This window comes from Klebsiella sp. P1CD1, from assembly GCF_003790505.1.
Classification (GTDB): domain Bacteria; phylum Pseudomonadota; class Gammaproteobacteria; order Enterobacterales; family Enterobacteriaceae; genus Klebsiella; species Klebsiella variicola.
Genome location: NZ_CP033631.1, coordinates 3,221,191 through 3,248,175 on the forward strand (window position 1 = coordinate 3,221,191; position 26,985 = coordinate 3,248,175).

The 26,985-nt window shown below is 61.3% G+C and carries 23 protein-coding genes; 10 read left to right on the top strand and 13 right to left on the bottom strand.

Annotated elements, in window-relative coordinates:
* Positions 1 to 171 precede the first annotated feature (171 nt).
* Positions 172 to 2,439: a primary-amine oxidase gene (tynA, locus tag DTA24_RS16110; protein ID WP_123836948.1), complete on the top strand. Its 2,268-nt coding sequence runs from the start codon at positions 172 to 174 to the stop codon at positions 2,437 to 2,439.
* 2 nt (positions 2,440 to 2,441) lie between these two features.
* Here the strand turns inward: tynA and DTA24_RS16115 are convergent, their stop codons facing one another.
* The 7 genes from DTA24_RS16115 to DTA24_RS16145 all read right to left on the bottom strand — a co-directional run bounded on the left by DTA24_RS16115 (position 2,442) and on the right by DTA24_RS16145 (position 8,913).
* Entirely contained in the window at positions 2,442 to 3,425 is a 984-nt protein-coding gene (locus DTA24_RS16115) for a zinc-dependent alcohol dehydrogenase family protein (protein ID WP_162535955.1), read from the bottom strand.
* Between the two features lie 22 nt (positions 3,426 to 3,447).
* Positions 3,448 to 4,266, bottom strand: coding sequence for a phytanoyl-CoA dioxygenase family protein (locus DTA24_RS16120; RefSeq protein ID WP_012541938.1), 819 nt, complete (start codon positions 4,264 to 4,266; stop codon positions 3,448 to 3,450).
* 24 nt (positions 4,267 to 4,290) lie between these two features.
* A complete protein-coding gene (gene argE, locus DTA24_RS16125) occupies positions 4,291 to 5,463 on the bottom strand; it encodes an acetylornithine deacetylase (RefSeq protein WP_413773787.1) in 1,173 nt (390 codons plus the stop codon).
* A complete protein-coding gene (locus DTA24_RS16130) occupies positions 5,441 to 6,115 on the bottom strand; it encodes a DUF1028 domain-containing protein (RefSeq protein ID WP_008805132.1) in 675 nt (224 codons plus the stop codon). The genes argE and DTA24_RS16130 overlap by 23 nt, the downstream gene beginning before the upstream one ends.
* Entirely contained in the window at positions 6,112 to 6,546 is a 435-nt protein-coding gene (locus DTA24_RS16135; protein ID WP_004190423.1) for a RidA family protein, read from the bottom strand. The genes DTA24_RS16130 and DTA24_RS16135 overlap by 4 nt, the downstream gene beginning before the upstream one ends.
* A gap of 24 nt (positions 6,547 to 6,570) precedes the next feature.
* Positions 6,571 to 7,830 carry a flavin-containing monooxygenase gene (locus DTA24_RS16140; RefSeq protein ID WP_049010036.1) on the bottom strand — a complete coding sequence of 420 codons (1,260 nt, stop codon included), beginning with the start codon at positions 7,828 to 7,830 and terminating at the stop codon, positions 6,571 to 6,573.
* A gap of 168 nt (positions 7,831 to 7,998) precedes the next feature.
* Positions 7,999 to 8,913 carry a LysR substrate-binding domain-containing protein gene (locus DTA24_RS16145; RefSeq protein WP_004190428.1) on the bottom strand — a complete coding sequence of 305 codons (915 nt, stop codon included), beginning with the start codon at positions 8,911 to 8,913 and terminating at the stop codon, positions 7,999 to 8,001.
* A gap of 488 nt (positions 8,914 to 9,401) precedes the next feature.
* Here DTA24_RS16145 and DTA24_RS16150 point away from each other — a divergent pair, with 488 nt between their 5' ends.
* From DTA24_RS16150 to DTA24_RS16165, 4 genes are read left to right on the top strand one after another with little or no spacing between them, the layout of a single operon-like run.
* Complete coding sequence (locus DTA24_RS16150) at positions 9,402 to 10,922, top strand: amino acid ABC transporter permease/ATP-binding protein (RefSeq protein WP_004190429.1); 1,521 nt, start codon at positions 9,402 to 9,404, stop codon at positions 10,920 to 10,922.
* A 26-nt stretch (positions 10,923 to 10,948) separates the two neighbouring features.
* Entirely contained in the window at positions 10,949 to 11,821 is an 873-nt protein-coding gene (locus DTA24_RS16155) for a phytanoyl-CoA dioxygenase family protein (protein ID WP_004224469.1), read from the top strand.
* Between the two features lie 23 nt (positions 11,822 to 11,844).
* Positions 11,845 to 12,675: an ABC transporter substrate-binding protein gene (locus DTA24_RS16160; RefSeq protein WP_123836950.1), complete on the top strand. Its 831-nt coding sequence runs from the start codon at positions 11,845 to 11,847 to the stop codon at positions 12,673 to 12,675.
* Positions 12,676 to 12,680: 5 nt separating this feature from the next.
* Positions 12,681 to 13,412 carry a class II aldolase and adducin N-terminal domain-containing protein gene (locus tag DTA24_RS16165; protein ID WP_004224462.1) on the top strand — a complete coding sequence of 244 codons (732 nt, stop codon included), beginning with the start codon at positions 12,681 to 12,683 and terminating at the stop codon, positions 13,410 to 13,412.
* A 17-nt stretch (positions 13,413 to 13,429) separates the two neighbouring features.
* Here DTA24_RS16165 and DTA24_RS16170 read toward each other — a convergent pair whose 3' ends face one another.
* Both DTA24_RS16170 and DTA24_RS16175 read right to left on the bottom strand, forming a co-directional pair.
* On the bottom strand, positions 13,430 to 14,320 hold the full coding sequence (locus DTA24_RS16170; RefSeq protein ID WP_110193197.1) for an oxidoreductase: 891 nt from the start codon (positions 14,318 to 14,320) through the stop codon (positions 13,430 to 13,432).
* 124 nt (positions 14,321 to 14,444) lie between these two features.
* Positions 14,445 to 15,944 (bottom strand): aldehyde dehydrogenase family protein, encoded by a 1,500-nt coding sequence (locus tag DTA24_RS16175; protein WP_012541945.1) that lies wholly within the window; start codon positions 15,942 to 15,944, stop codon positions 14,445 to 14,447.
* Positions 15,945 to 16,179: 235 nt separating this feature from the next.
* On the opposite strand from DTA24_RS16175, the gene feaR reads away from it, so the two are divergent.
* A complete protein-coding gene (gene feaR / locus DTA24_RS16180; RefSeq protein ID WP_016160897.1) occupies positions 16,180 to 17,082 on the top strand; it encodes a transcriptional regulator FeaR in 903 nt (300 codons plus the stop codon).
* Here feaR and DTA24_RS16185 read toward each other — a convergent pair whose 3' ends face one another.
* From DTA24_RS16185 to DTA24_RS16195, 3 genes are read right to left on the bottom strand one after another with little or no spacing between them, the layout of a single operon-like run.
* Positions 17,083 to 17,406: a YdbL family protein gene (locus DTA24_RS16185; protein WP_012541948.1), complete on the bottom strand. Its 324-nt coding sequence runs from the start codon at positions 17,404 to 17,406 to the stop codon at positions 17,083 to 17,085. It abuts the gene before it with no gap.
* Positions 17,407 to 17,413: 7 nt separating this feature from the next.
* Positions 17,414 to 17,599, bottom strand: a complete 186-nt coding sequence (locus tag DTA24_RS16190; RefSeq protein WP_016160896.1) for a YnbE family lipoprotein — start codon at positions 17,597 to 17,599, stop codon at positions 17,414 to 17,416.
* Positions 17,596 to 20,235: a YdbH family protein gene (locus DTA24_RS16195; RefSeq protein WP_123836951.1), complete on the bottom strand. Its 2,640-nt coding sequence runs from the start codon at positions 20,233 to 20,235 to the stop codon at positions 17,596 to 17,598. The genes DTA24_RS16190 and DTA24_RS16195 overlap by 4 nt, the downstream gene beginning before the upstream one ends.
* Positions 20,236 to 20,441: 206 nt before the next feature.
* On the opposite strand from DTA24_RS16195, the gene DTA24_RS16200 reads away from it, so the two are divergent.
* The 3 genes from DTA24_RS16200 (at position 20,442) to hslJ (ending at position 22,642) form a co-directional block, all read left to right on the top strand.
* Entirely contained in the window at positions 20,442 to 20,942 is a 501-nt protein-coding gene (locus DTA24_RS16200; RefSeq protein WP_008805142.1) for a DedA family protein, read from the top strand.
* Between the two features lie 147 nt (positions 20,943 to 21,089).
* The gene (locus tag DTA24_RS16205) at positions 21,090 to 22,079 is read left to right on the top strand and encodes a 2-hydroxyacid dehydrogenase (RefSeq protein ID WP_008805143.1); all 990 of its coding nucleotides are present in this window, start codon (positions 21,090 to 21,092) and stop codon (positions 22,077 to 22,079) included.
* A 122-nt stretch (positions 22,080 to 22,201) separates the two neighbouring features.
* Positions 22,202 to 22,642 carry a heat shock protein HslJ gene (gene hslJ / locus DTA24_RS16210; protein WP_110196358.1) on the top strand — a complete coding sequence of 147 codons (441 nt, stop codon included), beginning with the start codon at positions 22,202 to 22,204 and terminating at the stop codon, positions 22,640 to 22,642.
* Between the two features lie 45 nt (positions 22,643 to 22,687).
* Here hslJ and DTA24_RS16215 read toward each other — a convergent pair whose 3' ends face one another.
* Positions 22,688 to 22,951 (bottom strand): DUF333 domain-containing protein, encoded by a 264-nt coding sequence (locus DTA24_RS16215; RefSeq protein ID WP_008805145.1) that lies wholly within the window; start codon positions 22,949 to 22,951, stop codon positions 22,688 to 22,690.
* Between the two features lie 362 nt (positions 22,952 to 23,313).
* On the opposite strand from DTA24_RS16215, the gene nifJ reads away from it, so the two are divergent.
* Positions 23,314 to 26,841: a pyruvate:ferredoxin (flavodoxin) oxidoreductase gene (gene nifJ / locus DTA24_RS16225; protein ID WP_123836952.1), complete on the top strand. Its 3,528-nt coding sequence runs from the start codon at positions 23,314 to 23,316 to the stop codon at positions 26,839 to 26,841.
* Positions 26,842 to 26,985 lie beyond the last annotated feature (144 nt).

The following is a 26,985-nucleotide window of genomic DNA, read 5'->3' on the forward strand; positions in this document are numbered from 1 at the left end:
CGCACGTTCTCAATGCCTCTGCGGAGGCATTTTTTACGCCCGTCTGGCAAAACTGACAAACAAGCTGGCAAAAGCAAACAAACGCCCCGGCGCCGCTGGCTGGTAGCTTAAGGGTAACAAAGCCGACATTCGCAGCGGCAAGAGACAACACAACAATAAGATGAGGTCACAATGGCAAACGGCTTGAAATTTTCTCCTCGTAAAACCGCGCTGGCGCTGGCCGTGGCGGTGGTTTGCGCCTGGCAATCACCGGTCTTCGCCCACGGCAGCGAAGCCCACATGGTACCGCTGGATAAAACGCTGCAGGCGTTCGGCGCCGATGTGCAGTGGGATGACTACGCGCAGATGTTTACCCTGATAAAAGACGGCGCTTACGTCAAAGTGAAGCCCGGCGCCAAAACCGCGATCGTCAACGGTAAAACCCTTGACCTGCAGGTGCCGGTGGTAATGAAGGAAGGAAAAGCCTGGGTCTCCGATACCTTTATCAACGATGTCTTCCAGTCCGGTCTCGATCAGACCTTCCAGGTGGAAAAGCGCCCTCACCCGTTAAACTCGCTCTCGGCGGCGGAAATCAGTGAAGCGGTGACCATTGTTAAAGCCGCGCCGGAATTCCAGCCCAATACCCGCTTTACCGAAATTTCCCTGCACGAGCCGGATAAAGCGGCGGTATGGGCCTTTGCCCTGCAGGGTACGCCGGTCGATTCACCGCGCACCGCCGATGTGGTGATGCTGGATGGCAAACACGTGATTGAAGCCGTCGTCGATCTGCAAAACAAAAAAATCCTCTCCTGGACGCCAGTTAAAGGCGCCCACGGGATGGTACTGCTCGATGATTTTGTCAGCGTGCAGAACATCATCAACGCCAGCAGCGAATTCGCTGAGGTGCTGAAAAAACACGGTATTACCGATCCCAGCAAAGTGGTCACTACCCCGCTCACCGTTGGCTATTTTGATGGCAAAGATGGCCTGCAGCAGGATGCGCGTCTGCTGAAGGTGGTCAGTTATCTCGATACCGGCGACGGCAACTACTGGGCGCACCCGATTGAAAACCTGGTGGCGGTGGTCGACCTTGAAGCGAAGAAAATTATCAAAATTGAGGAAGGCCCGGTTATCCCGGTACCGATGGAGCCACGTCCGTATGATGGCCGCGACCGCAACGCCCCGGCGGTGAAACCGCTGGAGATAACCGAACCGGAAGGCAAAAACTACACAATCACCGGGGATACCATTCACTGGCAGAACTGGGATTTCCACCTGCGCCTGAACTCGCGCGTCGGGCCAATCCTCTCGACGGTGACCTACAACGATAACGGCACAAAACGCCAGGTGATGTATGAAGGTTCCCTCGGCGGGATGATCGTCCCCTACGGCGACCCGGACGTCGGCTGGTATTTCAAAGCCTACCTCGACTCCGGCGATTACGGCATGGGCACCCTGACCTCGCCGATTGTGCGAGGTAAAGATGCGCCATCGAATGCGGTGCTGCTGGATGAAACCATCGCCGATTACACCGGCAAACCGACCACGATTCCAGGCGCGGTCGCCATATTCGAACGCTATGCCGGGCCTGAGTATAAGCACCTGGAAATGGGCAAACCCAACGTCAGCACCGAACGCCGGGAACTGGTGGTACGCTGGATCAGTACCGTCGGGAACTATGATTATATCTTTGACTGGGTGTTCCACGACAACGGCACCATCGGTATCGACGCCGGCGCCACCGGCATTGAAGCCGTTAAAGGCGTGATGGCGAAGACCATGCATGACCCCAGCGCCAAAGAGGATACCCGCTACGGGACGCTGATCGACCATAATATTGTCGGCACCACCCATCAGCACATCTATAACTTCCGCCTCGACCTCGACGTGGACGGCGAAAACAACACCCTGGTGGCGATGGATCCTGAAGTGAAGCCCAACACCGCCGGTGGCCCGCGCACCAGTACCATGCAGGTGAATCAGTACACCATTGACAGCGAGCAGAAAGCGGCGCAGAAATTCGACCCGGGAACCATTCGCCTGCTGAGCAACACCAGCAAAGAGAACCGCATGGGCAACCCGGTCTCTTATCAGATCATCCCGTATGCCGGCGGTACGCACCCGGCGGCGACCGGCGCGAAGTTCGCCCCGGACGAGTGGATCTACCATCGCCTGAGCTTTATGGATAAACAGCTGTGGGTAACGCGCTACCACCCGACAGAGCGTTATCCGGAAGGGAAATACCCGAACCGTTCCGCCCAGGATACCGGCTTAGGGCAGTACGCAAAGGATGATGAGTCGCTGACTAACCACGATGACGTCGTGTGGATCACCACCGGCACCACCCACGTGGCGCGCGCCGAAGAGTGGCCGATCATGCCGACCGAGTGGGCGCACGCCCTGCTGAAGCCGTGGAACTTCTTTGACGAAACCCCAACCCTTGGCGAGAAGAAAAAGTAATCTTAGCCCGCGGTGAAATCGAGCAGGATTTTACCGCCTCTTCCCGGCTGGTCGGCGGCGGCAATTGCCTCCCGCCAGTCGTTCAACGCTATGCGCTGGGCCGGCGGCTGGGTGGTCGTTGGCAAGCGCAGCCAAATCTCGTCAAACGCCGCCCGCCACGCCGCCACGCTGAGTGTCGGCAGCGCCTCCCGCAGATGAAACTTGCGCACCGTCGCGCTACCGCGCGTCTGGGTCAGCGGCTGCCCGGATAACAGCCCATAGGAGATCAGGATCGACGATGCGGGCAGCACCGACAGCAGCGTATTCGCCAGTTCGCCGCCCACCGCGTCAAACACCAGATCGCTGTGCTGGCTGACCTTCTCCATCAGCGCCCGGTCGGTATCGAGGATCGGATAGATCCCGGCCTGTTCCAGGCGCGCCCGGTGCTGCGGCGAGCGAATAATCCCGCTCACCGAGCGGGCGCCCATCGCCAGCGCCCACTGTCCCAGCAGACTGGCGCAGGAGGACGATGCCGCGGTCAGCACAAGGTGTTTTCCGGCAACCGGCCAGCGCTTGAGCATCAGCATAGCCGTCAGCGGATTGATATACCCGCGGGCGGCCAGCAGATCGTCAACCGCTGGCGGCACCGGCACCAGCCAGGTCTCATCCAGATCGATAAACCGCTGCCAGGTGCCGCCTCCGCGCAGAGGCAGTACCCGCTGTCCCGCGGACAGCCGGCTGCCGTATGGCGCGGCGACCACCTCGCCAAGGCCTTCATAGCCGGCGACGGCCGGCAGTCGGGTGCGGTGGCGATAGGCGCCGGTCACGGGGATCAAATCCGAGGGATTCACCGGGGCATAGCGCATCCTGACCCGAACCCGTCCGCCCGCCAGCGGCGCCAGCGGCAGGCGTTTCAGGGTCAGCACCGCGGCCGGCGGCCCGTAGCGATCATAAACAATGGCGTCGTTGAACATCGACAGGCTCCAGACAGCGAAAGGCGGGATCATAGCAGATCCCGCCGCCAGTAGCTCACGCCCGCGGCCAAACCTGGGGGAACAGCGGGGAATCCAGCGGGTCGCCGTCCCGCAGGGTCAGCTCGGGGAACGGTGGCGACGTCACGCCGCCGCGATCGGCAAACGCGGCGTCATCCCCCACCCAACGGGCGGAGAAGACCCGTCGCGCCCGCGCGCCGGGGTTGCCGCGGGCGCCATGGACGGTGCGGAAATGGAAGGCCACCGCATCCCCCGGCTCCAGCGCCCAGCTGACGATATCGTATTCGTCCTCATGGGCGTCGATATCCGGCAGGGTGCTGAACCGGGTGTGCTCGTAAAGCTTAGTGCCATTGAAACGGGTAGGACTGAACTCCTCCTCCCAGCGATGCGACCCGCGAATGCAACGCAGCGAGGTGGCCTCCGCCACCGGGTCCAGCGGGATCCAGAAGCTGACGTTCTGCCTGCCGGAGACGCAATAGTAAGGCTGGTCATGATGCCAGGGAGTCACCGTGCTGCCTCCGGCCGGTTTGACCAGCGTATGTTCATGGAAAAATTTCGCCGTCTGCGACTGCATCAGCGCCGCCGCGATCTCGGCGGCCGCTGACTGAAAGACAAACTCGCTAAACGCCGGGATCCGCGACCAGTTGCAGTAGTCCTGAAAAAAAGGCGGCGAACCATCTTTGGGGATCACCGTGCGCGCATGACCATACTCGCTGGGGCTGGCCATCAGCGCCGTGACCCCCTCGGCGAGGCGATCGACCCAGGGGGTAAAGACGCCTTTTAATAACACCGCGCCATCCGCCTGCCAGCGGTCGATGGTCGCTTGATCGATGTGGGGAGAGTGTTGATTGTGCATCGCTTGGGTTCCTGTGTTGAGGGATCAGGTGGGCGGTTCCGCCGGTTCGGCACGCATCCACGCGCAAAGCTGTCTCAGCATCGTCATACAGCGCTCGGTCTGCGCGATGCTGATGTACTCATCGGCCTTATGGCCCTGGGCCATGCTGCCCGGTCCGCAGACCAGGGTCGCGACGCCCATCTCATCGAACAGCCCCCCTTCGGTGCCGAACGCCACGGTGGAGAAGCGGTCGCTGCCGCACCACTGCGCCAGCCAGCGGGCGAAGTCGGACTGCGGATCGCTGAGCAGCGGCGGATAGTGGCTTAACAGCTGGAACTGGATGTCGCTCCCGCTGCCTACCCGGCGCATCTCCGGCAGCAGCTGGCGACGGGCGTAGGCCGCCAGCGCCTCGGTGACCGCTTCGGGACGCATCCCCGGCAGGTAGCGGATCTCAAAATCAAAGCGGCAGGACTGCGGAACAATATTCAGCGCGGCCCCACCCTGAATGGTGCCCACCTGCAGCGTGCTGAAGGGCGGCGAAAAGCGGCTGTCCTGCTGCCGGGCCAGACGCACGCCCAGCCGATCCAGGTGGTTGATCAGTCTCGCCGCGTAGCGGATGGCGTTCACCCCCTGCGGGGCATAGGCCGAATGGCAGGCCTGCCCCTCGATGCAGCAGCGCATGGCCAGTTTGCCTTTATGACCGAACACCGGCTGCATCTCCGTTGGCTCGCCGATGAGGCACAGCGCCGGTTTCTCCGGCGAGGCCTGCAGAAAATCCACCAGGCTGCGCACGCCGAGACAGCCGACCTCTTCGTCATAGGAGAAGGCCATATGCAGTGGCATGCGCAGCGGCGCCGCCAGAAAGTCATCCACTGCCGCCAGCGCGCAGGCGAGAAACCCCTTCATATCGGCGCTGCCGCGGCCATAGTAGCGGCCATCGCGCTCGGTGAGGCTGAAAGGCGGAACGCTCCAGGCCTGGCCGTCCACCGGGACCACGTCGGTGTGGCCCGAGAGCATCACCCCACCGCCGCCGGACGGCCCCAGCCGGGCGTAGAGATTGGCCTTACCGCCCGACGGGTCATAAAAGCGGCGGGACGCCACGCCGCGGGCAGCGAGAAAATCGGCGATCCAGTCGATCATCGCCAGGTTCGAATGGCGGCTGGTGGTGTCAAAAGCCAGCAGCGCGGCGAGGATGTTATTCATCGCCGGGGACGCCATAGGCGGGCGCATCGCGAGGGTCGAGCGCCCGGGTAATATAGGCGTCCATTTGCGGCTCCCAGGCCAGCCACAGTTGCTCAAGGGCCGCCAGCGGATCCGTCTCCGCCCAGTCAATACGCAGATCGACCACCGGCCACGGGTAATCGTCCACCACTTTCACCGCCGCCGAGTGGACCGGGCCGGCCTCGCCCCCGGCGGCAATCCCCGCGCGCAGCCCGGCCAGCAGCCGGCTGGCCAGTTCACCGCTCGCCGTCTCGAAGGCGGCCACCATCGCGGCGATCACCTCGTGACTGGCCAGCATGTTGCCCGCCGCCACGCAGTTATCTCCCGCCAGGGTGCCACCGATCCCGAGAGTATGTTCCCCGCTGAACGCCGCCACTTCACCGTTGGCATCAATCGCCGCGACCTGGCGATATTCGCGGAAGCGGTCCTCCGCCAGGGCCAGGTTCAGAGCCTGCTCAACGGAGGCCCCCGCCTCAAGCGCACCAAGAATATGCGGCCCCAGCGACGGTAAGGTTATGTTCTGACTGGCGACCGCGCCGACGCCGGGCAATAGCCACGGACAGCGCGATCCCACGGCCATGCTCGACGAACTAATGGCAATGCCCAGCTGACCTGATTCCGGGCAGCGGGCGCTAATAGAGAGAGTCATTCTGCTGCCTCCCCCTGCCAGTCGTCAGGGATCACCGCCGTAACGTCAATCTCCATCAGCCACTGCGGCTGCGCGAGGGCCGACACCACCACCCCGGTGGAGATGGGAAAGACGCCTTTTAACCATTTGCCCACCTCCTGATAGACCGGCTCGCGATAGCGGGGATCGATCAGATAAGTGGTGGTCTTGACGATATGCGAGAGGTCGCTTCCCGCCTCTTTCAGCAACTGTTCAACATTCTTCATTGCCTGCTCCGCCTGCGCCCGCGGGTCGCCGAGGCCAATCAGATTGCCGGCGAAGTCGGTGCCAACCTGGCCGCGAACGTAGACGGTATTGCCGGCCCGCACCGCCTGGCACAGATCGTTGTTCAGCGCCTGGTTCGGGTAGGTCTCTTTGGTGTTAAACATGCGAATACGGGTATGAGTTGGCATCAAAGCACTCCTTAAGGAAAACGGTTAACAGGACGGCTGGTAACGCTGGTACTGGCGCTGAATGGCGATCTGATCGGCAATATATTTGGCATCGTGCCAGACGCCCCAGATAAAGGTGGACCCGCGCCGCGAGAGCCACGGCAGGCCGAGGAAATAGACGCCAGGCTCCGTCGATACGCCGCGGTGATGCTGTGGCCGCTGTGCGTCATCGAAGGCGTTGACCTTCAGCCAGCGATAGTCGGTGGTGTAGCCCGTCGCCCAGATGATGGTGCCGATCCCGGCCTCCGCCAGATTGAGACTGAGCAGCGGGTCGGTAACGCAGGCCGGATCGGGCAGAAATTCGCGGGCGGAGGGCTCTTCGGGCAGGTCCATACCGTTGCGGGCCACCCACGCGTCCGCGGCGTCGAGCAGCGCAAGGTAGGAGGCATCGCCGCGGCGGATATTCTCCGCCAGGTCGTGGTGAAACAGTGCCTTGTCACCGTCAAAGCCACGGGTCTGCCCCACTAACGTGACTCCCTGATGCGCCAGCTGGCGAAAATCGACGGTATGGCCGCCGCGCGCGCCGCTCACCGCGATAGTGACATGCTCTTTACCCGGCGCATTGGCCGCGGCATCCCACATTCCCAGCACCCCGAGCCACCAGCAAAAATCGCGCTGACGATAGCGACGCGGCGGGCGGTCGTGCGCTCCCACCGACAGCCACACCGCGCGTCCGGCTCGCTGTAGCTCATCGGCAATCTGCACGCCGGAGGATCCTGCGCCAACCACCAGCACACCGCCCTCCGGTAGCTGCTGCGGGTTAAAATAGTGCGCGGAGTGGAGCTGCTGAATAGCCTGACTCTGCGGGGCGATGGCCGGGATCACTGGCCGCTGAAACGGCCCGGTGGCCGCCACAATCCGCTGCGCTTCAATCACTCCCTGCGAGGTGTCGATACGAAAGCCCGGCCGTCCGACGAGGCGTTCGGCGCTGAAAACCTCCACCCCGGTACGGATCGGCGCATTGAAGCTGCGGGCATAGGCGGCAAAATAGTCTGCCACCTGCTCTTTGCCGACAAAGCTGTCTGCCGGGCAGTCCGGGAACACCATGCCCGGGAACCGATCGTGCCAGGCCGGGCCGTTGGCGACCAGCGAATCCCAGCGTCCGCTGCGCCAGGCCTGGGCAATACCCTGCTTTTCCAGCACCAGGTGGGGGATATCCAGCCGGGTCAGATGCTCGCTCATGGCGACGCCCGCCTGCCCCGCGCCCACCACCAGGGTATCGATCTCGGTAATCTGTTCAGTCATTTCGCTATCCTTCAAGCACAGTTGCCGACGACGTCGCCGGAATTGACGGCTTTCAGGTTATTTAACTGTGACGAATTGGTAAAATATTATAAAACGATCGACTGAATAGAATTTTACGAGGCTGAGTGACGACAAAAAATAAGGCCTGCCGGATCGACAGGCGTTATTTCAGGCGTGAGTTGGGGTTAATTCGATGCTGCGACAATAATCCATAAACAGTTGCGTCGGCCGCGTGGGCTCATTATTCGCGAGATGCGCCATAATTAAGGTCGAGGCGGGCATCTCGTCGGCAATATCCCGCTGCACCACTCTTTCGCCATCGTAGGTCATATCGCAGCAGGGCCGGGTGACCAGCACCGAAAAACCCAACCCCTGACCCACCATACAGCGCACCATTTCAATGGAGGGGGAACTGTAAGCCACTTCCGGGTGATAACCCTTTTCCTTAAAGATGGAGATAAAATAATTTTTACTGGGGACCGCATCGAGGAGGATCATCGGCTCGCGGCTCAGCTCCTGCAGCGTCACCTGCGCCTTCTGCGCCAGCGGATGCGCGGCGGGCAGCAGCGCGTAGGGTTTATGCGGGGCATTGAGCCGCTCTTTATTGATCGAATGGCCGAGCTCCAGATCGTAAACCAGCGCCAGGTCGAAGCGGCCGCGGTGCAGGCCATGCATCAGCTCATGCTGTTCGCCGTCGTACAGATGCAGGGTGATTTCCGGATAGCATTTCTTAAACCCGGCCACCAGCTTCGGCATATACAGCGGAGCCACCGATTCGAAGCAACCGATGGAGATCATGCCAGAAACCAGCTCTTTATCCGCTCGCGAATTCTGTTCGAACTCCCAGGACAGGCGCAGCAGCTCTTTCGCTTTATCGTAGATCCGCCGACCGCTGGAGGTGAGCGAAACGCCCTGCGCATGGTGGCGAATAAACAGCTGCTGGTCGAAGGTGCTCTCCAGATTCTTGATGGCAATCGAAATCGACGGCTGCGCAATGTGCAGCTGGCGGGAGGCCTCGGCGATACTCTCCGTCTCCACCACGGTGACGAAATATTTGAGCTGCTTCAGGGTAAATCGGTTCATAGCATCACCATTGATAAAATATGGTCCGGCGCACACGGGGAATAGTTTTCCTCTAAGTCCCAAGCAATCCGCGTGCCACCCCCGGAAAAGAACGGCGCATTGCCCGACAAGGGGCGGCAATATTTATTATTGCTCTACGCCCGCGTGGTTTATTTCCACCATTGCACCATCATGCGCCACGCTGCACGCCAGACTGGCAGCGTCTGCCCCAGTTTCGCGCAAAATAACCTGTCTGCGCAAAATAGCGTTATTGAATTACAGTCATTGTTTTTAAATTGTTTACGCAAAGTATCTTAACAATCACTTTAAATTCCATATCGTTAATATCGCTGTATAGTTTTTTTAAACTTAAAGGCCAAAAATTTACTAATTGCCTCTGAAAGCATCCTGCCAGCATAGTGTATTCGCACGATGAATACCGGTGGCTCCTCATTACGGCACAGCCGAGCCACTTTCATTTTTGATAATTATGACGAGTGAAATAGCCCATGACGTTTAACTGGAACTACATGTTAAGCCTGCTCAGCGATGCCGATTTTTGGTGGGCCACCTGGACCGTCATTAAATTAAGTCTGCTGACCTGGGGCTGCAGTATTGTGCTCGGATTTATTCTGGCGCTGGCCAAACAGTCGCCGCGCGGCTGGTTATCCACCCCAGCCCGGCTGTATATCTGGTTATTTCGCAGTATGCCGCTGCTGGTCCTGCTGATTTTTGTCTACAACATGCCGCAGGCGCTGCCCTCCTTCGCCCCGGTGCTGAACGATCCCTTCTGGGCCGGCCTGCTGGCGATGGTCCTCAGCGAAGCGGCTTATATCGCCGAGATCCACCGCGGCGGATTGCTCTCCATCCCTCGCGGGCAGAGCGAAGCCGCACGGGCCCTGGGGTTGCGCTACGCCGGGATCCAGTGGCGGGTGATCATCCCCCAGGCGCTGCGCGTCGCCCTGCCGGCGCTGGCCAATGAATATATCGCCATCGTGAAGCTCAGTTCGCTGGTGTCGGTGATCTCCCTGACCGAAATATTGATGGTCGGCCAGCAGCTCTACTCGCAGAACTTTCTGGTCATGGAGACGATGACGGCCGTGGCGTTTTATTACATCTTTATCGTCACGGTGTTCGATTTTCTGCTGAAACGGCTGGAGAACTACCTTGACGTGACCCAGCGCAATACCGCTCGTCCGGTAGATGCCGAGATGCAGCGGCTGGCCAGCGCCCGCCGCCCGGCGATGGCGCGCAGCGTCACCCAGAGTCATGAGCCGGCGCTGCAGGCCTCTAAGCTGCATAAGGCCTACAACAACGTCGAAGTGTTGGGGGCGGTGAGCCTGCAGATCCAGCCCGGCGAGGTGGTCTCGGTCATCGGTCCGTCAGGCTCGGGGAAAACCACCCTCATTCGCCTGCTGAACGGTCTTGAGCAGATCGATAACGGCGAAATTCAGATTAACGGCCAACCCTTTATTCACCTCGACCGTCAGGGGCAGCAGAAGCCGCGCTTTATGGAGAATGCCGAACATCGCCTGAACATCGGCATGGTGTTCCAGAGCTTTAACCTGTTCCCGCATCTGACCGTGTTCGGCAATCTGCTGCTGGCCCCGCGCTATCACCATCTGGCAAGTGACGCGGAGCTGCGCCAGCACGCCTGCGAACTGCTGCACAAAGTGGGCATGCTGGAGCACGCCTGGAAGTATCCACACCAGCTCTCCGGCGGACAGCAGCAGCGGGTGGCGATCGCCCGCGCCCTGATGATGCGTCCGCAGATCATGCTGTTCGATGAGCCCACCTCGGCGCTGGATCCGGAAAAAGTGAATGAAGTGCTGCAGGTTATCGAATCCCTGGCCCACGAAGGCATCACCATGGTCATCGTCACCCACGAGATGAACTTCGCCTTCAAAGTGTCCGACCGGATCGTGTTTATGGAGAAAGGCCGGGTGGTGTGCGATGACACGCCGCAGGCGATGCGTAGCGGGCAACACCCGCGGGTCGAGGCCTTTCTCAAAGATGTTTCTCTGGCTTAACTATCGGAACGTGAAGAGGAAAAACTATGATTGCGCAGTGGCAAATTGATCAGTTTCATCAGCAGGGTTTTCTGGTGGTCGAAGAGGTGCTTTCCAGCGCCGACATCGCCGCCCTGCAGAGCGATTTCGACGGCTGGGTCGAGGAGAGCCGCGGTCACGCGACGGTGTGGGGAGAAACCCTCGACGGGCGGCCGCGCTTCGATATCGAGCGCGATCATGCTCCTGACCATCCGTCGCTGCGCCGGGTCGCCTCCCCGACGGAGATCTCCGAGGCCTATCGCCATACTGCGCTGAACTCGCGGATGGCGACCATCGCCGCGCAGCTGATCGGCGGCAGCGGCACCCGCTTTCATCACAGCAAAATTAACTCCAAGCTGCCGCACACCGCCACCGAGGTGAAATGGCATCAGGATTTCCTTTTCACCCCGCACAGCAATGACGACATCATCACCGCCCTGCTGATGGTCAGCGAGGTGACGCCAGAGAATGGCCCGCTCAACGTGGTGCCGGGCAGTCATCAGGGGCCGCTGTGGTCCCACTGGCAGGAGGGGCGCTTCACGGGGGCGGTGGATGATGAGGTGGTGGCGACGCACTGCCAGCAGCCGCAGGCCTGTTTTGGCCCGGCGGGCTCAGTCTGCTTTATGCATACCCGCCTGCTGCACGCCTCCAGTCCCAACGAAACCGCCCTGCCGCGCACCCTGTTCATCAGCGTCTACGCCGCGGAGGATGCGCTACCCTACGGCGAAAACCCGCTGCCGAGCCGCCATGCCGGCCAACTGGTCGCGGGAGAAGAGAGCGGTCTGGTGCGCAGCACCAATAACCAGCTTCGTCTGCCGCAGAAGCCGCGCGGCGCTTCGTTTTTTGTTCAGCAGGCCGGCGCCGATCGCGCCAGCATGTAATTTGCCCACACTCCGGAGGTTTTATGACACGCATTTTCGTACCACGCCCGCTGACCCTGCTGCTCTGCGCAGCGGCTGCTCTGACATCCTTTAGCGCACTGGCCTTTCAGCAAAGCGGTAAGATCACCGCCGGTTCGGACATGACCTTTTTTCCTTACGAGTACATGGAAAACAATAAGCCAGCCGGTTTTGACATCGAGCTGCTCGATGGTCTGGCGAAGACTATGGGCCGTGAAGCAGTGAATATCGATACCCGCTTCCCCAACCTGATCCCCGGGCTGCAGGGCGGGCGCTTCGATATCACCAACTCGTCGATGTACATTACCGCCGAACGCCTGAAGGTGATCGATATGGTGCCGTACCTGAAAAGCGGGGAAGCGATCCTCGCCCGCAAAGGCGGCGACTACCAGCCTAAGACCCCGGAAGCGTTCTGCGGCCATAAAATCGGCTCGATGGGCGCCACCTCCTGGCTGGCGCAATTGCAGAAGCTCTCCACCGACTACTGCGTGAAGAAGGGGCTGAAGCCGATTGCGCTGAGCGTTTATACCACCGACCCGCAGACCACCCAGGCGCTGTTGTCGCGCGCGGTGGATGCGCAGATCACCGACGCCGCCGTGGCGCGCGGGGTGGTGGAAAAACTGGGTGACCGGGTGGTTATCTCCTCTGACACGCTGATCTATCCGGTGCTGAACGGCTTTGGCGTTAAAAAAGGCAATACTGAGGTGAAAACCGCCCTCGAAGAGGCGCTGAAAAAATACAGCGCGACGCCGGAATATGCCGCCCTGCTGAAGAAATATCACTTCCAGGCGCCGACGGCGGACGATCTGCAGACCCTGATGCCGAAAGCGGAGTAATGCCCATGCGCGATTCCGATGAAGAGCAGATCCGCATCGACCTGGCGGCCACCTTTCGCATCATTGCCCATCTTGGCATGCATGAGGCGGTGGCCAACCATTTCAGCGCCGCGCTCTCCGCCGACGGGAAAACGTTTTTACTCAACCCGAAGTGGAAACACTTTTCGCGCATCCGCGCCAGCGATCTGCTGGTGCTGAACGCCGATGATGAAGGTTGCGCCGCGCGCCCTGACGTCGACGCCACCGCGTGGGCTATTCACGGGCAGATCCATCAGCGGCTCCCGGACGTGCGGGTGGTGCTGCATCTGCACCCGGTGTACACCACCAGCCTCGCCTGTCTGGCGACGCCGCAGATCCTGCCCATCGACCAGAACACGGCCCGCTATTTTAACCGGGTCGCCGTCGATACGCTGTACGGCGGGATGGCGGACACCGCGGCAGAAGGCGCCCGGCTGGCGGGCCTGCTGGCGGACAAACGCCGCCTGCTGATGGGGAATCACGGGGTGCTGGTGACCGCCCCGACCATCGGCGAGGCGTTCGATGATATCTGGACCCTGGAGCGCGCCTGTCAGATCCTGATCACAGCCTGGTCCACCGGCCAGCCGCTGAAGGTTCTGTCAGACGCGGTAGCGGAAAAAACGGCCCAGGACTGGGAGAAGATTGCCGATTTCTCGCGGCAGCATTTTGCCGAAATGAAGCAGTTAATGATCGACCTCGATCCCTCCCTGGTGGACTAACCCCGCGCCTGCCCGGGTCAGCCCGGGCCGTCGCTGGCTGCCGCCAGCAGCGGCACGATGATATCGCTGAGCGGTGTCGGAATGCCGTGCTGACGTCCGCGACGCTGCACCACGCCGTTACGAATATCCCACTCCAGCGGTCGGCCATTCAGGCGATCGATCAGAATAGAGGTGCTTAAGTCGGCAGGCGCCCGGTGAAAGCCGGCGATAATCTCCTCCGGCACGCTGTCGCCCAGGGCGGCCCCTTCCGCCCGCGCCACCTGCAGACATTCGCGCAGATAAGCCAGTCCGAGGGCAGTAATGTCTTCCCGGGCAAACATCCCGGCGCGGCGTCCGGTCAGCACCATCAGTCCGGCGACGGCGTTCTGCAACAGTTTACGCCAGGCCACGGTGGTAAAATCCGCCGCCAGGTCCACCGCGCAGCGGGTCCCCGCCAGCGCCTGCTGCACTCGCTCTGCCCCCGGCAGATCCGGGAGGGTCAGGCGCGGTGTGGCGCGCAGCCAGACAGAGGCATCGGCATCGCGCTGCGCCGGAAACCAGACCACCGAGGGCAACACCGTCGCGCCGCCGGTCAGGGGAGCAAACTGCTGGCGCTGCTCGACGCCGTTTTGCAGCACGCACACCACGGTGTCCGCGGAACACAGGGCCGTCAGCCAGGGGGCGATGGCCTCCGTCTGGGTGGTTTTCACCGCGACAAAGACCAGGTCGAAGGGGGCGGCTATCGCCGTTGGGTCGGTGTGCACCGGGCCGGGCACCACGATCTCGCCCTCGTCAGTGCGCAGCACCAGCGCCGAATGGGCGGTACGCCCGCAGACCATCGGCGCCCTCCCCACCTCAAACAGGGCGGCGGCGATAGTCGTGCCGATGGCGCCGGGACCAATAAGTGCAACCTTAGGAAATGCTGACATGCCGAAGACCTCCTGATGATTCACCGCCCTGGTTGGGCAAAGATTGCCCTCCACAGTAGCGAGAAAGACCGGAGGTCGGCAAGCGGCGCGTCGGGAAAAGCCATTCGCTTTCCCCGACAGCGGTCTAGTAACGCACGCAGACGGATTTGGTTTCGCACCAGCCGTCGAGCCAGTCAGGGCCGAAATCGCGGCCGGTACCAGACTGCTTCATGCCGCCGAAAGGCAGGTTGGCGTCAATCAGGGTATGGCTGTTGACCCATACCGTTCCCGCCTGCAGACGGTCGGTGTAGTTCAGGGCCTGGGTTAGATCGCGGGTCCAGACGCTGGCGGTCAGGCCAAAATCGCTGTCGTTGGCCAGACGCAGCGCCTCCTCGCCGTCGGCCACCCGCACCAGGTTCACCACCGGGCCAAACACCTCCTCACGGGTGAGGCGCAGCCCGGCGTCGGGGTTAACCACCAGCGTCGGCGGAATATAATACCCCCCCGCATCCGGTCCGGCGCTGCCGCTGATGAGCTCTGCCTTCTGCTGGCGAGCCTCTTCGAGGTAGGCCGCCACCTTGTCGCAGTGGGCCCGGGAGACCACCGGGTTGATCTGCGCCGTCTCCTGCATCCCCGGCCCCACCTGCAGCGATTTTACCGCCTGCTCGAAACCGCTGACCAGGGTGTCAAACAGCGGCGCTTCGATGTAGATCCGCGAGCTGGCGGCGCAGACCTGCCCCTGATTGAGGAAGCTACCGGTCATCAGCCCCTCAATAACCCACTGGGGATCGGCATCTTTGAGCACAATCGCCGGGTTCTTGCCGCCCAGCTCCAGCGTCACGCGAGTCAGGCGGTCGGCGGCCACGCGGGCGATCTGTTTCCCGGTCGCCGTCGAGCCGGTAAAGCTGACCTTCGCTACCTGCGGATGGGCGGTCAGCGCCGCGCCGCAGCCGGCGCCGCTGCCGGTGACCACATTGAATACCCCGTCAGGTATGCCCGCCAGGGTCGCCAGCTCCGCCACCCGCAGCAGGGTCAGCGGGGTGGTTTCAGAAGGTTTGATGACGATCGAACAGCCTGCCGCCAGGGCCGGCATGACCTTCCACATGCCGATCATCAGCGGGAAATTCCACGGGACGATGCCCGCCACCACCCCGACCGGCTCTTTTTTGGTCCACGCCTGGTAACGCGCCCCTTGCGGGAACGGGATCGACACGTCCAGCGTCCGGCCGCTGATCTTGGTGGTCAGCCCCGCGGTGTAGCGCATCCAGTTCAGGGTGCAGCCGACCTCAAAGGCGCGAGAGATCGCAATGGATTTGCCCTGCTCAAGGGTTTCCAGTTGCGCCAGCTCTTCGCCGTGCTGCTCCACCAGGTCGGCAAAACGCAGCAGGATGCGTTCACGGTCGGCCGGGGTGCGCCCGGCCCAGCGGCGATCGACAAAAGCGCGCCAGGCGGACATTACCGCCCGGTCGACATCCGCCGGGCTGGCGTCGGCGGTGGTGGCAATCGCCTGCCCGGTGGCCGGATCCCAGACGGTTAACCGGTTTTCGCTCTGCGCGGCGCAGGGAGCGCCGTCGATATACAGGCCATGCTGACGGTCTAAAAACTGCTGGACGCTGGCAAGCAGCGCTATCTGAGAGGTGGACATACCCTTTCCTTATTCTTCGCGGATAGTGCTTTCAGTCTATGTCCGGTTGGCGGCTGGCGCTTTTTTCTCTGTGACATTCGTTTGCGCCGCTGTGACAGTCGCCGCAAATCCGCGGCTTACCCTGGCAGAAATGTGCCGCAGGTAATAGTTCTTTCATATACCCGCCATCGCGGCCTTGCCTGAGGCGGCATAAATGCAACAATGCGGAAACATTGTTATTACAGGAGAAGGGCGAATGATGACCACGGCAGAGGGGGGGCTGGCGTACCAGCGCTGGCTGGCGACGATCAATCAGGTCTGCGGCCATTTCGCCGCCCGGCCGCTGGAGGGGCGCTTCCACGGAGAGATTGACGCCCGCTACGCTGGTAACCTCAAGGTCAGCACGGTCACCGCCGCCGGCGTTAATCTCTACCGCACACACAATGAGATAAAACGCGATAACGACGCCTGGTTCTACACCGTATTTCAGCTTGCCGGCGAAGCCATCATCGAACAGGACGATCGCCAGGTGACGCTGGCGGCAGGCGATATCACGTTAATCGACGCCGCCCGCCCCTGCTCGATTGTCTGGCAGCAGACCTCGCGTCAGGCCTCATTGCTGCTGCCGCGCCAGCGGGTGGCGCCATCAGGCGACATCGCCACCGCCTGCCGGCTGGACAAATCCCTGCCAATGGTGCAGCTCAGCCAGCGACTGCTGCTGGAAAGCATGGGCGGCACGGCGCTCTCCGCCAGCGAGAGTGAAGCGGCGCTGGAGGCGATCGCTTGCCTGTTGCGCCCGGTGCTGCATCAGCGCGAGCCTGCCCCTTCCCGGCGGGAAAAGCAGTTTCAGAAGATTATTGCCTTAATCGATGCGTCCATTCAGTCGGAGCATTTGCGCCCGGAGTGGCTGGCCAGCGAGACGGGGATGTCGGTACGCAGCCTGTACCGGTTGTTTGCCGACAAAGGGCTGGTGGTGGCGCAGTATATTAAGAACCGGCGGTTGGATCTGTGCGCCCGGGCGCTACAGAACGCCCATGACGACGAAAAGCTGGCGGGGATCGGCTACCGCTGGGGCTTCAGCGACCACAGCCATTTCTCCACCGCCTTTAAGCAGCGCTTTGGCGTCTCGCCGGGCGAATACCGCAAGCGCTGCCGCTGATCATTTACGCCGCCACTGGCCGTTCAGCCCCTGGACGTACTCCCCGGGCTGAGCGCGGGCCACCAGCTTCTGCCCGGCCATTTTCGCCACTTCATCTACCGGCAGATTGTTGTCATCCGCCAGCTGCTGGTAGCTTTCGCTGCGCGCGGCGTTGATCTGCTTCACCAGCGCTAAGGTCTCTTTATCCTGGCGCAGCGGCGCCAGATAGCCGTTCAGCGTTTCCCCCACCCGCCCCTGCTGCCGCGCTTCGCTCAGGGTCAACGCCAGCGCGGGCGCGCTGAGTAAGGTCAGCGCCAGCGCTGCGCTTAACAGTCGTTTTCTCATCGTCGCCTCAGAACAGATCGCTGCGGGATTTCAGCAGATTTTCCACATCCTTATCGACCTTGATATGGATCTCATGCTCAATTTTGACATTCATATTAATGGTGATGGGCTCTTTCGATGCCGCAATTTCGATACGCGGCGTACAGCCGGCGAGCAGCATCGGCGCCACCATGGCCACTAGCAACTTCTTCATTTAGGTTCCTTACATGTCTTACCGTCCGTACAGTGCCGCACGGGCAGCATGGCATTCTGTTCGAGCCACGCCTGTAAATTGTCGCCGAAGCGTAAACTGCGCCACAGATCGAAAATATTCTCTTCATGAGCGTAGTTTAAATGCACGGTACTGCTTTTTCCGTCCACCCGGCTGGTACCGTTGACGGTGGCCTTAAGCGTCAACACGCCCAGATTGTCGAGGTTAATCCGCGTCCACGAGCGGGAGATCTCCATATAGCGCAGCCAGTTAATCGCCGCCCCGGCGGAGACATTGTCCGCCACCAGCGCATCGGCAGTGTCTTTATCCAGCCGCAGGGTCATCGGCCCGTCATTACGCAGCCAGCCGTCGTGGATGATCCATTGGTTGTTTTCCAGCCACAGCGGCAGCGCGCCGCTCACCGCCCCGGACATAGCGAACTGCTTCACCTTGACGGCGCTGGTGAGTTCGCTGCTGGAGATATGTTGCAGACGGATCAGCGCCGGGTCGCGCTGCGGCATGCGCAGCTGCAGCAGGGTCAGTTTTCCGCCTAACAGATCGACGCTGACGTCGCTGAGCTGCAGCGGATTGGCCTCACTCCACGGCCAGGTGCCCTGCAGGTCCGCCGTCAGATTGCGCGCGGTAACCTGGTTGACGATTTCGCCAATACGCAGGGAGACCGGACGGCGGGTGCCCAGCTGCCAGTGGCCGTCGCTGAAACGGAATGGCAGCACGAAGTCGACGCCGTTAATCTGATTGTCCGGCATCCAGGCGCTGCCGCCCTTCAGCACGCCGTGGCCGCCCGCCTCAAATCCCTGCCCGGCTGCTGCCGAAAAGGCCACCTGCGCATAGAGACTGCCTTCCCGCAGATTCATCTTCCAGTCCGGTGGCACCAGCGGCTGGAACACCGTCAGCGACTGTTTTGGCCACCACGCCTGGCCGCGCAGCCGTTCGCCATCCCAGCGCCCGGTCAGCCGCACCGGGCCAATGGTATCGGCGTGCAGGGCGCCGGTGAACTGGAACCACGTCGGGTCCCGGCCGTCGAGGGCAAATTTCAGCGTTGACGCCGGGAGATAGCTGCCGCCGGAGAAGGTGGTCTTTGCCGCGTCCAGCGACAGCGCGCCGGTCAGCCGCGGGTGCTGGGCATCACGCAGCCAGCGGATCGGCTGCTCGAGCGTCAGACGCGGCGTACTGACCCGCATCGTGCCGTACTCGAGCTTATCGAAGCCGGTGGAGAGGCTGCTCAGGGTAATAGCATTGTCGCGCCACTCCCCGCTGCCCTTCACATCCCAGCGCGCCTGCATCGGGGTGAAGTGTCCCTCACCCCAGTAGCGCCATTGCCAGCGGCCGCTGTCGGGCAGAAAATCGCTCGCCTGACCGTCCAGATGCAGCGTAAAGTCGCCCATCTGCTGCTCATGGGCGCGGAGGATCGCCTGCAGGCGGCCATCGACGCCCTGCTGGGTCACTTTCACCCCAGCCAGCGGCCAGCGAATTTCATCAATATTCAGCGCATCGATCACTCGTCCGCGCGAACGCAGCAGCGCCCCGGGATGAAACGCCAGCTGCGGGCTGACCAGCGACCCGCTGAGCTGCGCCGGCAGCGCCGCGTAGAAGATCATCTCCCCCAGCTTGGCCTCGCCGGTGAGCCGCAGCGGCATGTCGCTGTTATCCATGCTTAGCTTGCCCGGACCGATATTCAGCACCGCGTTGCCTTTGCCGGCATGCCCCTCGGTGAGGACATTTAAGCGACCGCTGACGGTCATCTGCTCGGTCCCCTGCTGCCAGTTACCCACCGACAATGCGACGCGCCCGCTGAGCGGATAGTTCTGGTAGCGGGTGCGCCAGCGGCCGTCGCTGATGGTGATCCGCTCCGGGGTGATCTCCCACGGCAGGTCCAGGATCGGCTCTACCTCGCCGCGCGGCGTCACCAGCAGCTGGCCGCGATTGTGCTGCCACTCGAGCTCGGCATCGATCCATTCCGCGGTTTGTGGAAATTCAAAGGTGCCCTGCATCTGGCCGTCGACCGGCAGACCATCCGGTACCAGCGGCAGGTGGAAGGTTCCCACCAGCTTCACCGGCGGCTGATCGTCAGTCAGCCGGGCGCTGAACTGGCTGACGGTGAGGGCCTGGCCGCGCAGGCGCGCCTGCAGACTCAGTTCCTTACCGGCAAAGCCGATGTCCTGTTGCACTGGCGTCAACGACATCACCAGCCGCCCCTGCCATTTCTCCCATGGCGACAGCCGCAGGTTGTCAATGGTTAACCAGCTGTAGGGCAACATCGATTGCCATTCGGCGAGGGTGCGCGGCGATCCCGGCGTGGGCTCGCTGGCCGGCAGTTTGCTCAGACAAGCGCTGTTGATGTCCAGCTGGCCAATATGCAGCCGCCAGCGGCTGGGACGCGAGAGACGGGCATCGGTCACCCGGGCGAGTTCACAGTCGCCCACCAGATAGCGCAGGTCGGGGATCAGCAGAGCCGACCGCGTCAGACGCGGGCTCTCCTGCAACGAGATACGAGTGCCCACAGGCAGCCAGATGCCCGCCAGCGTCGGCACCCAGTGGGTCAGCGTCAACAGCAGCGTTAGCGGCAATAACACCAGCACTAACACCAGCGCGATGGCGGCTTTATATTTACCCTTCATGGGCAGTTAATATCCTGATTCAACATAAGTAAAAGCCGAATGGCGCCCATTGTGACACGTTCGACCAGTGAGTGAAAGTTTGCGACCTGTTAAAGCATAGTTGCCAGCCGGACTCGCGGCGCGGCGATCGGCCGTCATCATTTAGCTTTTGTTTAAGCAGCGCCTGCCACACTCCAGCCAGACAGAAATGGCTTGCGGGAGAGACCGTGTCGTTAATTATCTCGCTCTTTGAGAGCGCACAGGGCCACTATCCATTGGTATTACTAATGGTTTTCCTGCTCACCTTCACTAAATCCTGCGCGCTGGTGTCGCTGGCGATCCCGGGCACCTCCGGCCTGCTGCTGTTGGGGACATTCGCTTCCGCCAGTCTCGGTCATTTCCTGTTAATGTGGTCCAGCGCCAGCCTCGGCGCCATCGGCGGATTCTGGCTCTCGTGGTGGTTAGGCGTTCGCTATCGTCACCGCCTCACACAGTTACGCTGGCTGACCGCCGAGCGGCTGGCCCGCAGCCGACTCTTTTTTCAGCGCCGCGGGCTGTGGGCGGTCTTTTTCAGTCGCTTCCTCTCTCCCCTGCGCGCCACCCTGCCCCTGGTCAGCGGCGCCAGCGGCCTGCCGCTGTGGTCGTTTCAGCTAGCTAACGTCAGCTCCGGTCTGCTGTGGCCGTTTCTGCTGCTCTCCCCCGGCGCTTTAAGCCTCAGTTTGTGGTGAAAAAACTTTGTCTTTCAAAGAGATTCCGCAAATCCGCGATATGCTCTAGAATTAGCATAAGCACCTGACACTTAAACTATTTTTTAATAATTGTACGATTATTTTAAATATACTACCGTGACGTTATAATCACTGGAGAAAAGTCTTATGAAAATCGCGGTTTACAGTACGAAGCAGTACGATAAAAAGTACCTGCAGCACGTGAATGATACCTACGGCTTTGAACTGGAATTCTTCGACTTCCTGCTGACAGCGAAGACCGCCAAAACCGCCAACGGTTGCGAAGCGGTGTGTATCTTCGTCAATGACGACGGCAGCCGCCCGGTGCTGGAAGAGCTGAAGGCCCACGGCGTGAAGTATATCGCTCTGCGCTGCGCCGGATTTAACAACGTCGACCTCGAGGCGGCAAAGGAGCTTGGCCTGCGCGTGGTCCGCGTCCCGGCGTACTCGCCGGAAGCCGTCGCTGAGCATGCGATCGGTATGATGATGTCGCTCAACCGTCGCATCCACCGCGCCTATCAGCGTACCCGTGATGCCAACTTCTCCCTCGAAGGCCTCACCGGTTTCACCATGTATGGTAAAACCGCCGGGGTGATCGGCACCGGGAAAATTGGCGTGGCGATGCTGCGGATCCTCAAAGGTTTCGGCATGCGCCTGCTGGCGTTCGACCCGTACCCAAGCGCCGCCGCGCTGGAGCTGGGGGTGGAATATGTCGACCTCGCTACACTGTACAAGGAGTCGGACGTGATCTCCCTGCACTGCCCGCTGACCGACGAAAACTACCATCTGCTCAATCGCGAGGCGTTTGACCAGATGAAGGACGGGGTGATGGTGATTAACACCAGCCGCGGCGCGCTGATCGACTCCCAGGCGGCCATCGACGCCCTGAAGCACCAGAAAATTGGCGCGCTGGGGCTGGATGTTTATGAGAACGAACGCGATCTGTTCTTTGAAGACAAATCCAACGATGTGATCCAGGACGACGTTTTCCGCCGCCTCTCCGCCTGTCACAACGTGCTGTTCACCGGCCACCAGGCGTTCCTCACCGCTGAGGCGCTGATCAGCATTTCGGAGACCACCCTGGGCAACCTGCAGCAGGTCGCCAACGGCGAAACCTGCCCGAACGCCATCGTCTGATTCCTTTCCCTTTTGTGCTCCTCTCCCGGGGGGAGCACATTCAGATAATCCCCACAGATCCCCGCTGCGATACCGTTACACTGGCTTGGTTTTATTAGTAATGTGAATGTTTTGGAGTGAAAATGAACAAATTGGCGGCGCTACTGGCGGCAGGTATGCTGTTGTCCGGCTGTGTCTATAACAGTAAGGTGTCCACCGGCGCGGAACAGCTGCAGCATCATCGCTTCGTGCTGACCAGCGTCAACGGCCAGGCGGTCAACGCCGGCGACCGGCCGCTGGAGCTGAGCTTCGGCGAGAAGATGGCTATTACGGGCAAGATGTATGTTTCGGGCAATATGTGCAACGGTTTTAGCGGGGAAGGCAAGGTGTCGGACGGCGAGCTGAAGGTGAAGTCGCTGGCGATGACCCGGATGCTGTGCCACGATGCCCAGCTTAATACCCTTGACGCGACGATCGGCAAGATGTTGCGCGAAGGCTCGCAGGTCGATCTGACGGAAAACCAGTTGACGCTGGCGACCGCCGACCAGACGCTGGTCTATAAGCTCGCCGACCTGATGCATTAGCCGGCCTTGAGGTGCCGCTGACGCTGCCCCGCGATGGGGCCGCCGTTAGTAGCCGCAGCTGCCGCCCGCCAGCGCCTGCTCGCTGCAGCGTTTGCCGTTCGGCAGCGCGCACATGCCAATCGCCGAACCATCGAGCTGACGAGCCACCGATAACGAGCCGCCTATCATGGCGCAGTTGGCCTGACCGGCGTCGCTCATCGCCGCCCGCATGCCTGGCGTGACGTGCGCCGCCGTGGCCTGCTGAACGGGTTCACTACTGCACGCCGACAGCAACAGCGCCGCACAACCAACTAATATCGCAGCTCGCATTCTCTCTCCCCTCGGAAACGTCTTAAAAAAGCAAACCCCAGAATAATAGGCAGCGTGGCGGGCGGCGTCGAGGGGGGAAGTACGTATTTATGCGCCTCATTAACATTTTCTAGCAAATTTTCGCAGAAAGCTTGATCTGCTCCGGCCTGGTCGCCGGGCGCACGTGACTCGACACTCGGCAGGAAGCCATTTTCTCCGCGAACCATGCAAAATATTGATCTGGTCACGGGTGGCCGGCGCATTGAGGACACAAATGCAAAAATGGCCGCGCCAACGGTTTGCTAAACTACCCCTTATATAATTACAGGGCGCGTCGCGGTTTCACGTGTCCATTCTTTTGCGCAATGTAAGGGTGTCTTCATATGATTACGATTGATGGTAATGGCGCGGTCGCTTCCGTCGCGTTTCGCACCAGTGAAGTTATCGCCATCTACCCGATCACGCCCAGTTCAACGATGGCGGAACAGGCCGACGCCTGGGCCGGCAATGGGCTGAAAAACGTCTGGGGCGATGTTCCCCGCGTGGTCGAAATGCAGTCGGAGGCAGGCGCCATTGGCGCCGTACATGGCGCGCTGCAGACCGGCGCCCTCTCCACCTCCTTTACCTCATCGCAGGGTCTGCTGCTGATGATCCCCACGCTGTACAAACTGGCCGGCCAGCTGATGCCGTTTGTGCTGCACGTCGCCGCCCGCACCGTCGCCACCCACGCGCTATCGATCTTCGGCGATCATTCCGATGTGATGGCCGTGCGGCAGACCGGTTGCGCCATGCTGTGCGCCAGCAGCGTCCAGGAGGCGCAGGATTTTGCGCTGATCTCGCATATCGCCACCCTGCAAAGCCGGGTGCCGTTTATTCATTTCTTTGATGGTTTCCGCACCTCGCACGAAATCAACAAAATCGCCCCGCTGGCGGATGACACCATTCGCGCCCTGCTACCGCAGGATAAAATCGCCGAGCATCGCCAGCGCGCGCTCAATCCGGAACACCCGGTGATCCGCGGAACCTCGGCCAACCCCGACACGTACTTCCAGTCCCGGGAGGCCACCAATCCGTGGTACGACGCGGTCTATGACCATGTTGAGACGGCGATGAACGACTTCGCCGCCGCCACCGGCCGTCAGTACAAACCGTTTGAGTTTTACGGCCACCCGCAGGCAGAGCGCGTGATCGTCATTATGGGTTCGGCCATCGGTACCTGCGAAGAGGTGGTTGATGAACTGCTGAGCCGCGGCGAGAAAGTCGGCGTGCTGAAAGTGCGCCTCTATCGCCCGTTCTCCGCCGCCCACCTGCTGGCAGCGTTGCCGGAGAGCGCCCGGGCGGTAGCGGTGCTCGATCGCACCAAAGAGCCTGGCGCGCTTGCCGAGCCGCTGTATCTCGATGTGATGACCGCCCTGGCGGAAGCCTTTAACCGCGGCGAGCGCGAGACGCTGCCGCGCACCATCGGCGGCCGCTATGGCCTCTCCTCCAAGGAGTTCGGCCCGGAATGCGTGCTGGCGGTATTCAGTGAACTGCAGTCCGCTCAGCCGAAGCCGCGCTTTACCGTCGGTATCTATGATGACGTGACCAATCTGTCGCTGCCGCTGGGAGAAAATACCCTGCCCGCAGAGGCCAAGCTCGAGGCCCTGTTCTACGGTCTCGGCAGCGATGGCAGCGTGTCAGCCACCAAAAACAACATCAAAATCATCGGCAACTCGACCCCGTGGTTCTCACAGGGCTATTTTGTCTATGACTCGAAGAAAGCGGGCGGCCTCACCGTGTCGCATCTGCGCGTCAGCGAAAAACCGATTCGTTCTTCGTATCTGATTTCGCAGGCTGATTTCGTCGGCTGCCACCAGCTACAGTTTATCGATAAATACCAGATGGCCGAGCGGCTGAAGCCCGGCGGTATTTTCCTGCTCAACACGCCTTACGGCGCCGATGAGGTCTGGTCTCGCCTGCCGCAGGAAGTCCAGGCCACCCTGAATCAGAAAAAAGCGCGTTTTTACGTGGTCAACGCGGCGAAAATCGCCCGCGAGTGCAGCCTCGGCGCGCGCATTAATACCGTGATGCAGATGGCGTTCTTCCATCTCACCCGCATCCTGCCGGGCGACAGCGCGCTGGCGGAACTGCAGGCAGCCATCGCCAAAAGCTACAGCAGCAAAGGCCAGGAGCTGGTGGAACGCAACTGGCAGGCGCTGGCCCTGGCCCGGGAATCGCTGGCGGAAGTGCCGCTCCAGCCAGTGAACGCCAGCAGTCCGAACCGCCCGCCGGTGGTCTCCGACGCCGCGCCGGATTTCGTCAAAACGGTCACCGCCGCGATGCTGGCCGGCCTCGGCGATGCGCTGCCGGTCTCCGCCCTGCCGCCGGACGGCACCTGGCCCATGGGCACCACGCGCTGGGAGAAACGCAATATCGCCGAAGAGATCCCCATCTGGAAGGAAGCGCTGTGTACGCAGTGCAACCACTGCGTCGCCGCCTGCCCGCACTCGGCGATCCGCGCCAAAGTGGTCGCGCCGGAAGAGATGGAGAACGCCCCTGCCAGTCTGCACTCGCTGGACGTCAAATCCCGCGATATGCGCGGACAAAAATACGTTCTGCAGGTCGCCCCGGAAGACTGCACCGGCTGCAACCTGTGCGTTGAAGTGTGCCCGGCGAAAGATCGCCAGAACCCGGAGATCAAGGCTATCAATATGATGTCGCGCCTGGAGCATGTGGAAGAGGAGAAGGTCAATTACGATTACTTCCTCAACCTGCCGGAAATCGACCGCACAAAACTGGAGCGGATAGATATTCGCACCTCGCAGCTGATCAGCCCGCTGTTTGAATACTCCGGCGCCTGCTCCGGCTGTGGCGAAACGCCGTATATCAAACTGCTGACCCAGCTGTATGGCGATCGGATGTTGATTGCCAATGCTACCGGCTGCTCCTCCATTTACGGCGGCAACCTGCCCTCGACGCCGTATACGACCGACGCCAACGGCCGCGGCCCGGCATGGGCCAACTCGCTGTTTGAGGATAACGCTGAATTCGGGCTCGGCATCCGCTTAACCGTCGACCAGCACCGTCAGCGCGTGATGCGCCTGCTGAGCGAATTTGCCGACAAACTGCCGGCAGAGTTGAACGCGGCGCTGCATGCCGAGGCGACGCCGGAAGTACGCCGCGAACAGGTGGCGGCCCTGCGCCAGGCGCTGGCCGGCGTGGACGGCGCTGAAGAGCTGCTGACCGATGCTGACGCGCTGGTGGAGAAATCCGTCTGGCTGATCGGTGGCGACGGCTGGGCCTACGATATTGGCTTCGGCGGTCTGGATCATGTGCTGAGCCTGACGGAAAACGTCAACATTCTGGTGCTGGATACCCAGTGTTACTCCAACACCGGCGGCCAGGCGTCAAAAGCCACCCCGCTGGGGGCAGTCACCAAGTTTGGCGAACACGGTAAACGCAAGGCGCGCAAAGATCTTGGCGTCAGCATGATGATGTACGGTCATGTCTATGTGGCGCAGATTTCGCTGGGCGCGCAGCTGAACCAGACGGTGAAAGCGATTCAGGAAGCGGAAGCCTATCCGGGACCGTCGCTGATCATCGCCTACAGTCCTTGCGAAGAGCACGGCTACGATCTGGCGCTCAGCCACGATCAGATGCGTCAGCTGACCGCCACTGGATTCTGGCCGCTCTACCGCTTCGACCCGCGTCGCGCCGACGAAGGCAAACTGCCGCTGGCGCTGGATTCTCGTCCGCCGTCCGACGCGCTGGCCGAGACGCTGCTAAACGAGCAACGCTTCCGTCGCCTGAACGCCCAGCAGCCGGAGGTGGCGGAGCAGTTGTGGAAAGACGCCGCCGCCGATCTGCAGAAACGGTATGACTTCCTCGCCCAGCTGGCCGGCAAAGCGGAGAAATCACCGAGCGAAGGCTAAGGTTATTTTCCATCCTGCAGCCATAAAAAAAGCCCGAACATGTTGTTCGGGCTTGTCGTTTTACCGATAAACAAAATCATTCCGCAGAATGAGACGGCAACAATAAATAATTGGCATGACAATAAAGGCATATAACGTGCGAAT

What these genes read in the sequence shown, in the direction of transcription:
- tynA (WP_123836948.1), top strand. Translation starts at nt 172, where the DNA reads ATGGCAAACGGCTTGAAATTTTCTCCTCGTAAAACCGCGCTGGCGCTG.
- DTA24_RS16115 (WP_162535955.1), bottom strand. Translation starts at nt 3,425, where the DNA reads ATGATCCCGCCTTTCGCTGTCTGGAGCCTGTCGATGTTCAACGACGCC.
- DTA24_RS16120 (WP_012541938.1), bottom strand. Translation starts at nt 4,266, where the DNA reads ATGCACAATCAACACTCTCCCCACATCGATCAAGCGACCATCGACCGC.
- argE (WP_413773787.1), bottom strand. Translation starts at nt 5,463, where the DNA reads ATGGCGTCCCCGGCGATGAATAACATCCTCGCCGCGCTGCTGGCTTTT.
- DTA24_RS16130 (WP_008805132.1), bottom strand. Translation starts at nt 6,115, where the DNA reads ATGACTCTCTCTATTAGCGCCCGCTGCCCGGAATCAGGTCAGCTGGGC.
- DTA24_RS16135 (WP_004190423.1), bottom strand. Translation starts at nt 6,546, where the DNA reads ATGCCAACTCATACCCGTATTCGCATGTTTAACACCAAAGAGACCTAC.
- DTA24_RS16140 (WP_049010036.1), bottom strand. Translation starts at nt 7,830, where the DNA reads ATGACTGAACAGATTACCGAGATCGATACCCTGGTGGTGGGCGCGGGG.
- DTA24_RS16145 (WP_004190428.1), bottom strand. Translation starts at nt 8,913, where the DNA reads ATGAACCGATTTACCCTGAAGCAGCTCAAATATTTCGTCACCGTGGTG.
- DTA24_RS16150 (WP_004190429.1), top strand. Translation starts at nt 9,402, where the DNA reads ATGACGTTTAACTGGAACTACATGTTAAGCCTGCTCAGCGATGCCGAT.
- DTA24_RS16155 (WP_004224469.1), top strand. Translation starts at nt 10,949, where the DNA reads ATGATTGCGCAGTGGCAAATTGATCAGTTTCATCAGCAGGGTTTTCTG.
- DTA24_RS16160 (WP_123836950.1), top strand. Translation starts at nt 11,845, where the DNA reads ATGACACGCATTTTCGTACCACGCCCGCTGACCCTGCTGCTCTGCGCA.
- DTA24_RS16165 (WP_004224462.1), top strand. Translation starts at nt 12,681, where the DNA reads ATGCGCGATTCCGATGAAGAGCAGATCCGCATCGACCTGGCGGCCACC.
- DTA24_RS16170 (WP_110193197.1), bottom strand. Translation starts at nt 14,320, where the DNA reads ATGTCAGCATTTCCTAAGGTTGCACTTATTGGTCCCGGCGCCATCGGC.
- DTA24_RS16175 (WP_012541945.1), bottom strand. Translation starts at nt 15,944, where the DNA reads ATGTCCACCTCTCAGATAGCGCTGCTTGCCAGCGTCCAGCAGTTTTTA.
- feaR (WP_016160897.1), top strand. Translation starts at nt 16,180, where the DNA reads ATGATGACCACGGCAGAGGGGGGGCTGGCGTACCAGCGCTGGCTGGCG.
- DTA24_RS16185 (WP_012541948.1), bottom strand. Translation starts at nt 17,406, where the DNA reads ATGAGAAAACGACTGTTAAGCGCAGCGCTGGCGCTGACCTTACTCAGC.
- DTA24_RS16190 (WP_016160896.1), bottom strand. Translation starts at nt 17,599, where the DNA reads ATGAAGAAGTTGCTAGTGGCCATGGTGGCGCCGATGCTGCTCGCCGGC.
- DTA24_RS16195 (WP_123836951.1), bottom strand. Translation starts at nt 20,235, where the DNA reads ATGAAGGGTAAATATAAAGCCGCCATCGCGCTGGTGTTAGTGCTGGTG.
- DTA24_RS16205 (WP_008805143.1), top strand. Translation starts at nt 21,090, where the DNA reads ATGAAAATCGCGGTTTACAGTACGAAGCAGTACGATAAAAAGTACCTG.
- hslJ (WP_110196358.1), top strand. Translation starts at nt 22,202, where the DNA reads ATGAACAAATTGGCGGCGCTACTGGCGGCAGGTATGCTGTTGTCCGGC.
- DTA24_RS16215 (WP_008805145.1), bottom strand. Translation starts at nt 22,951, where the DNA reads ATGCGAGCTGCGATATTAGTTGGTTGTGCGGCGCTGTTGCTGTCGGCG.
- nifJ (WP_123836952.1), top strand. Translation starts at nt 23,314, where the DNA reads ATGATTACGATTGATGGTAATGGCGCGGTCGCTTCCGTCGCGTTTCGC.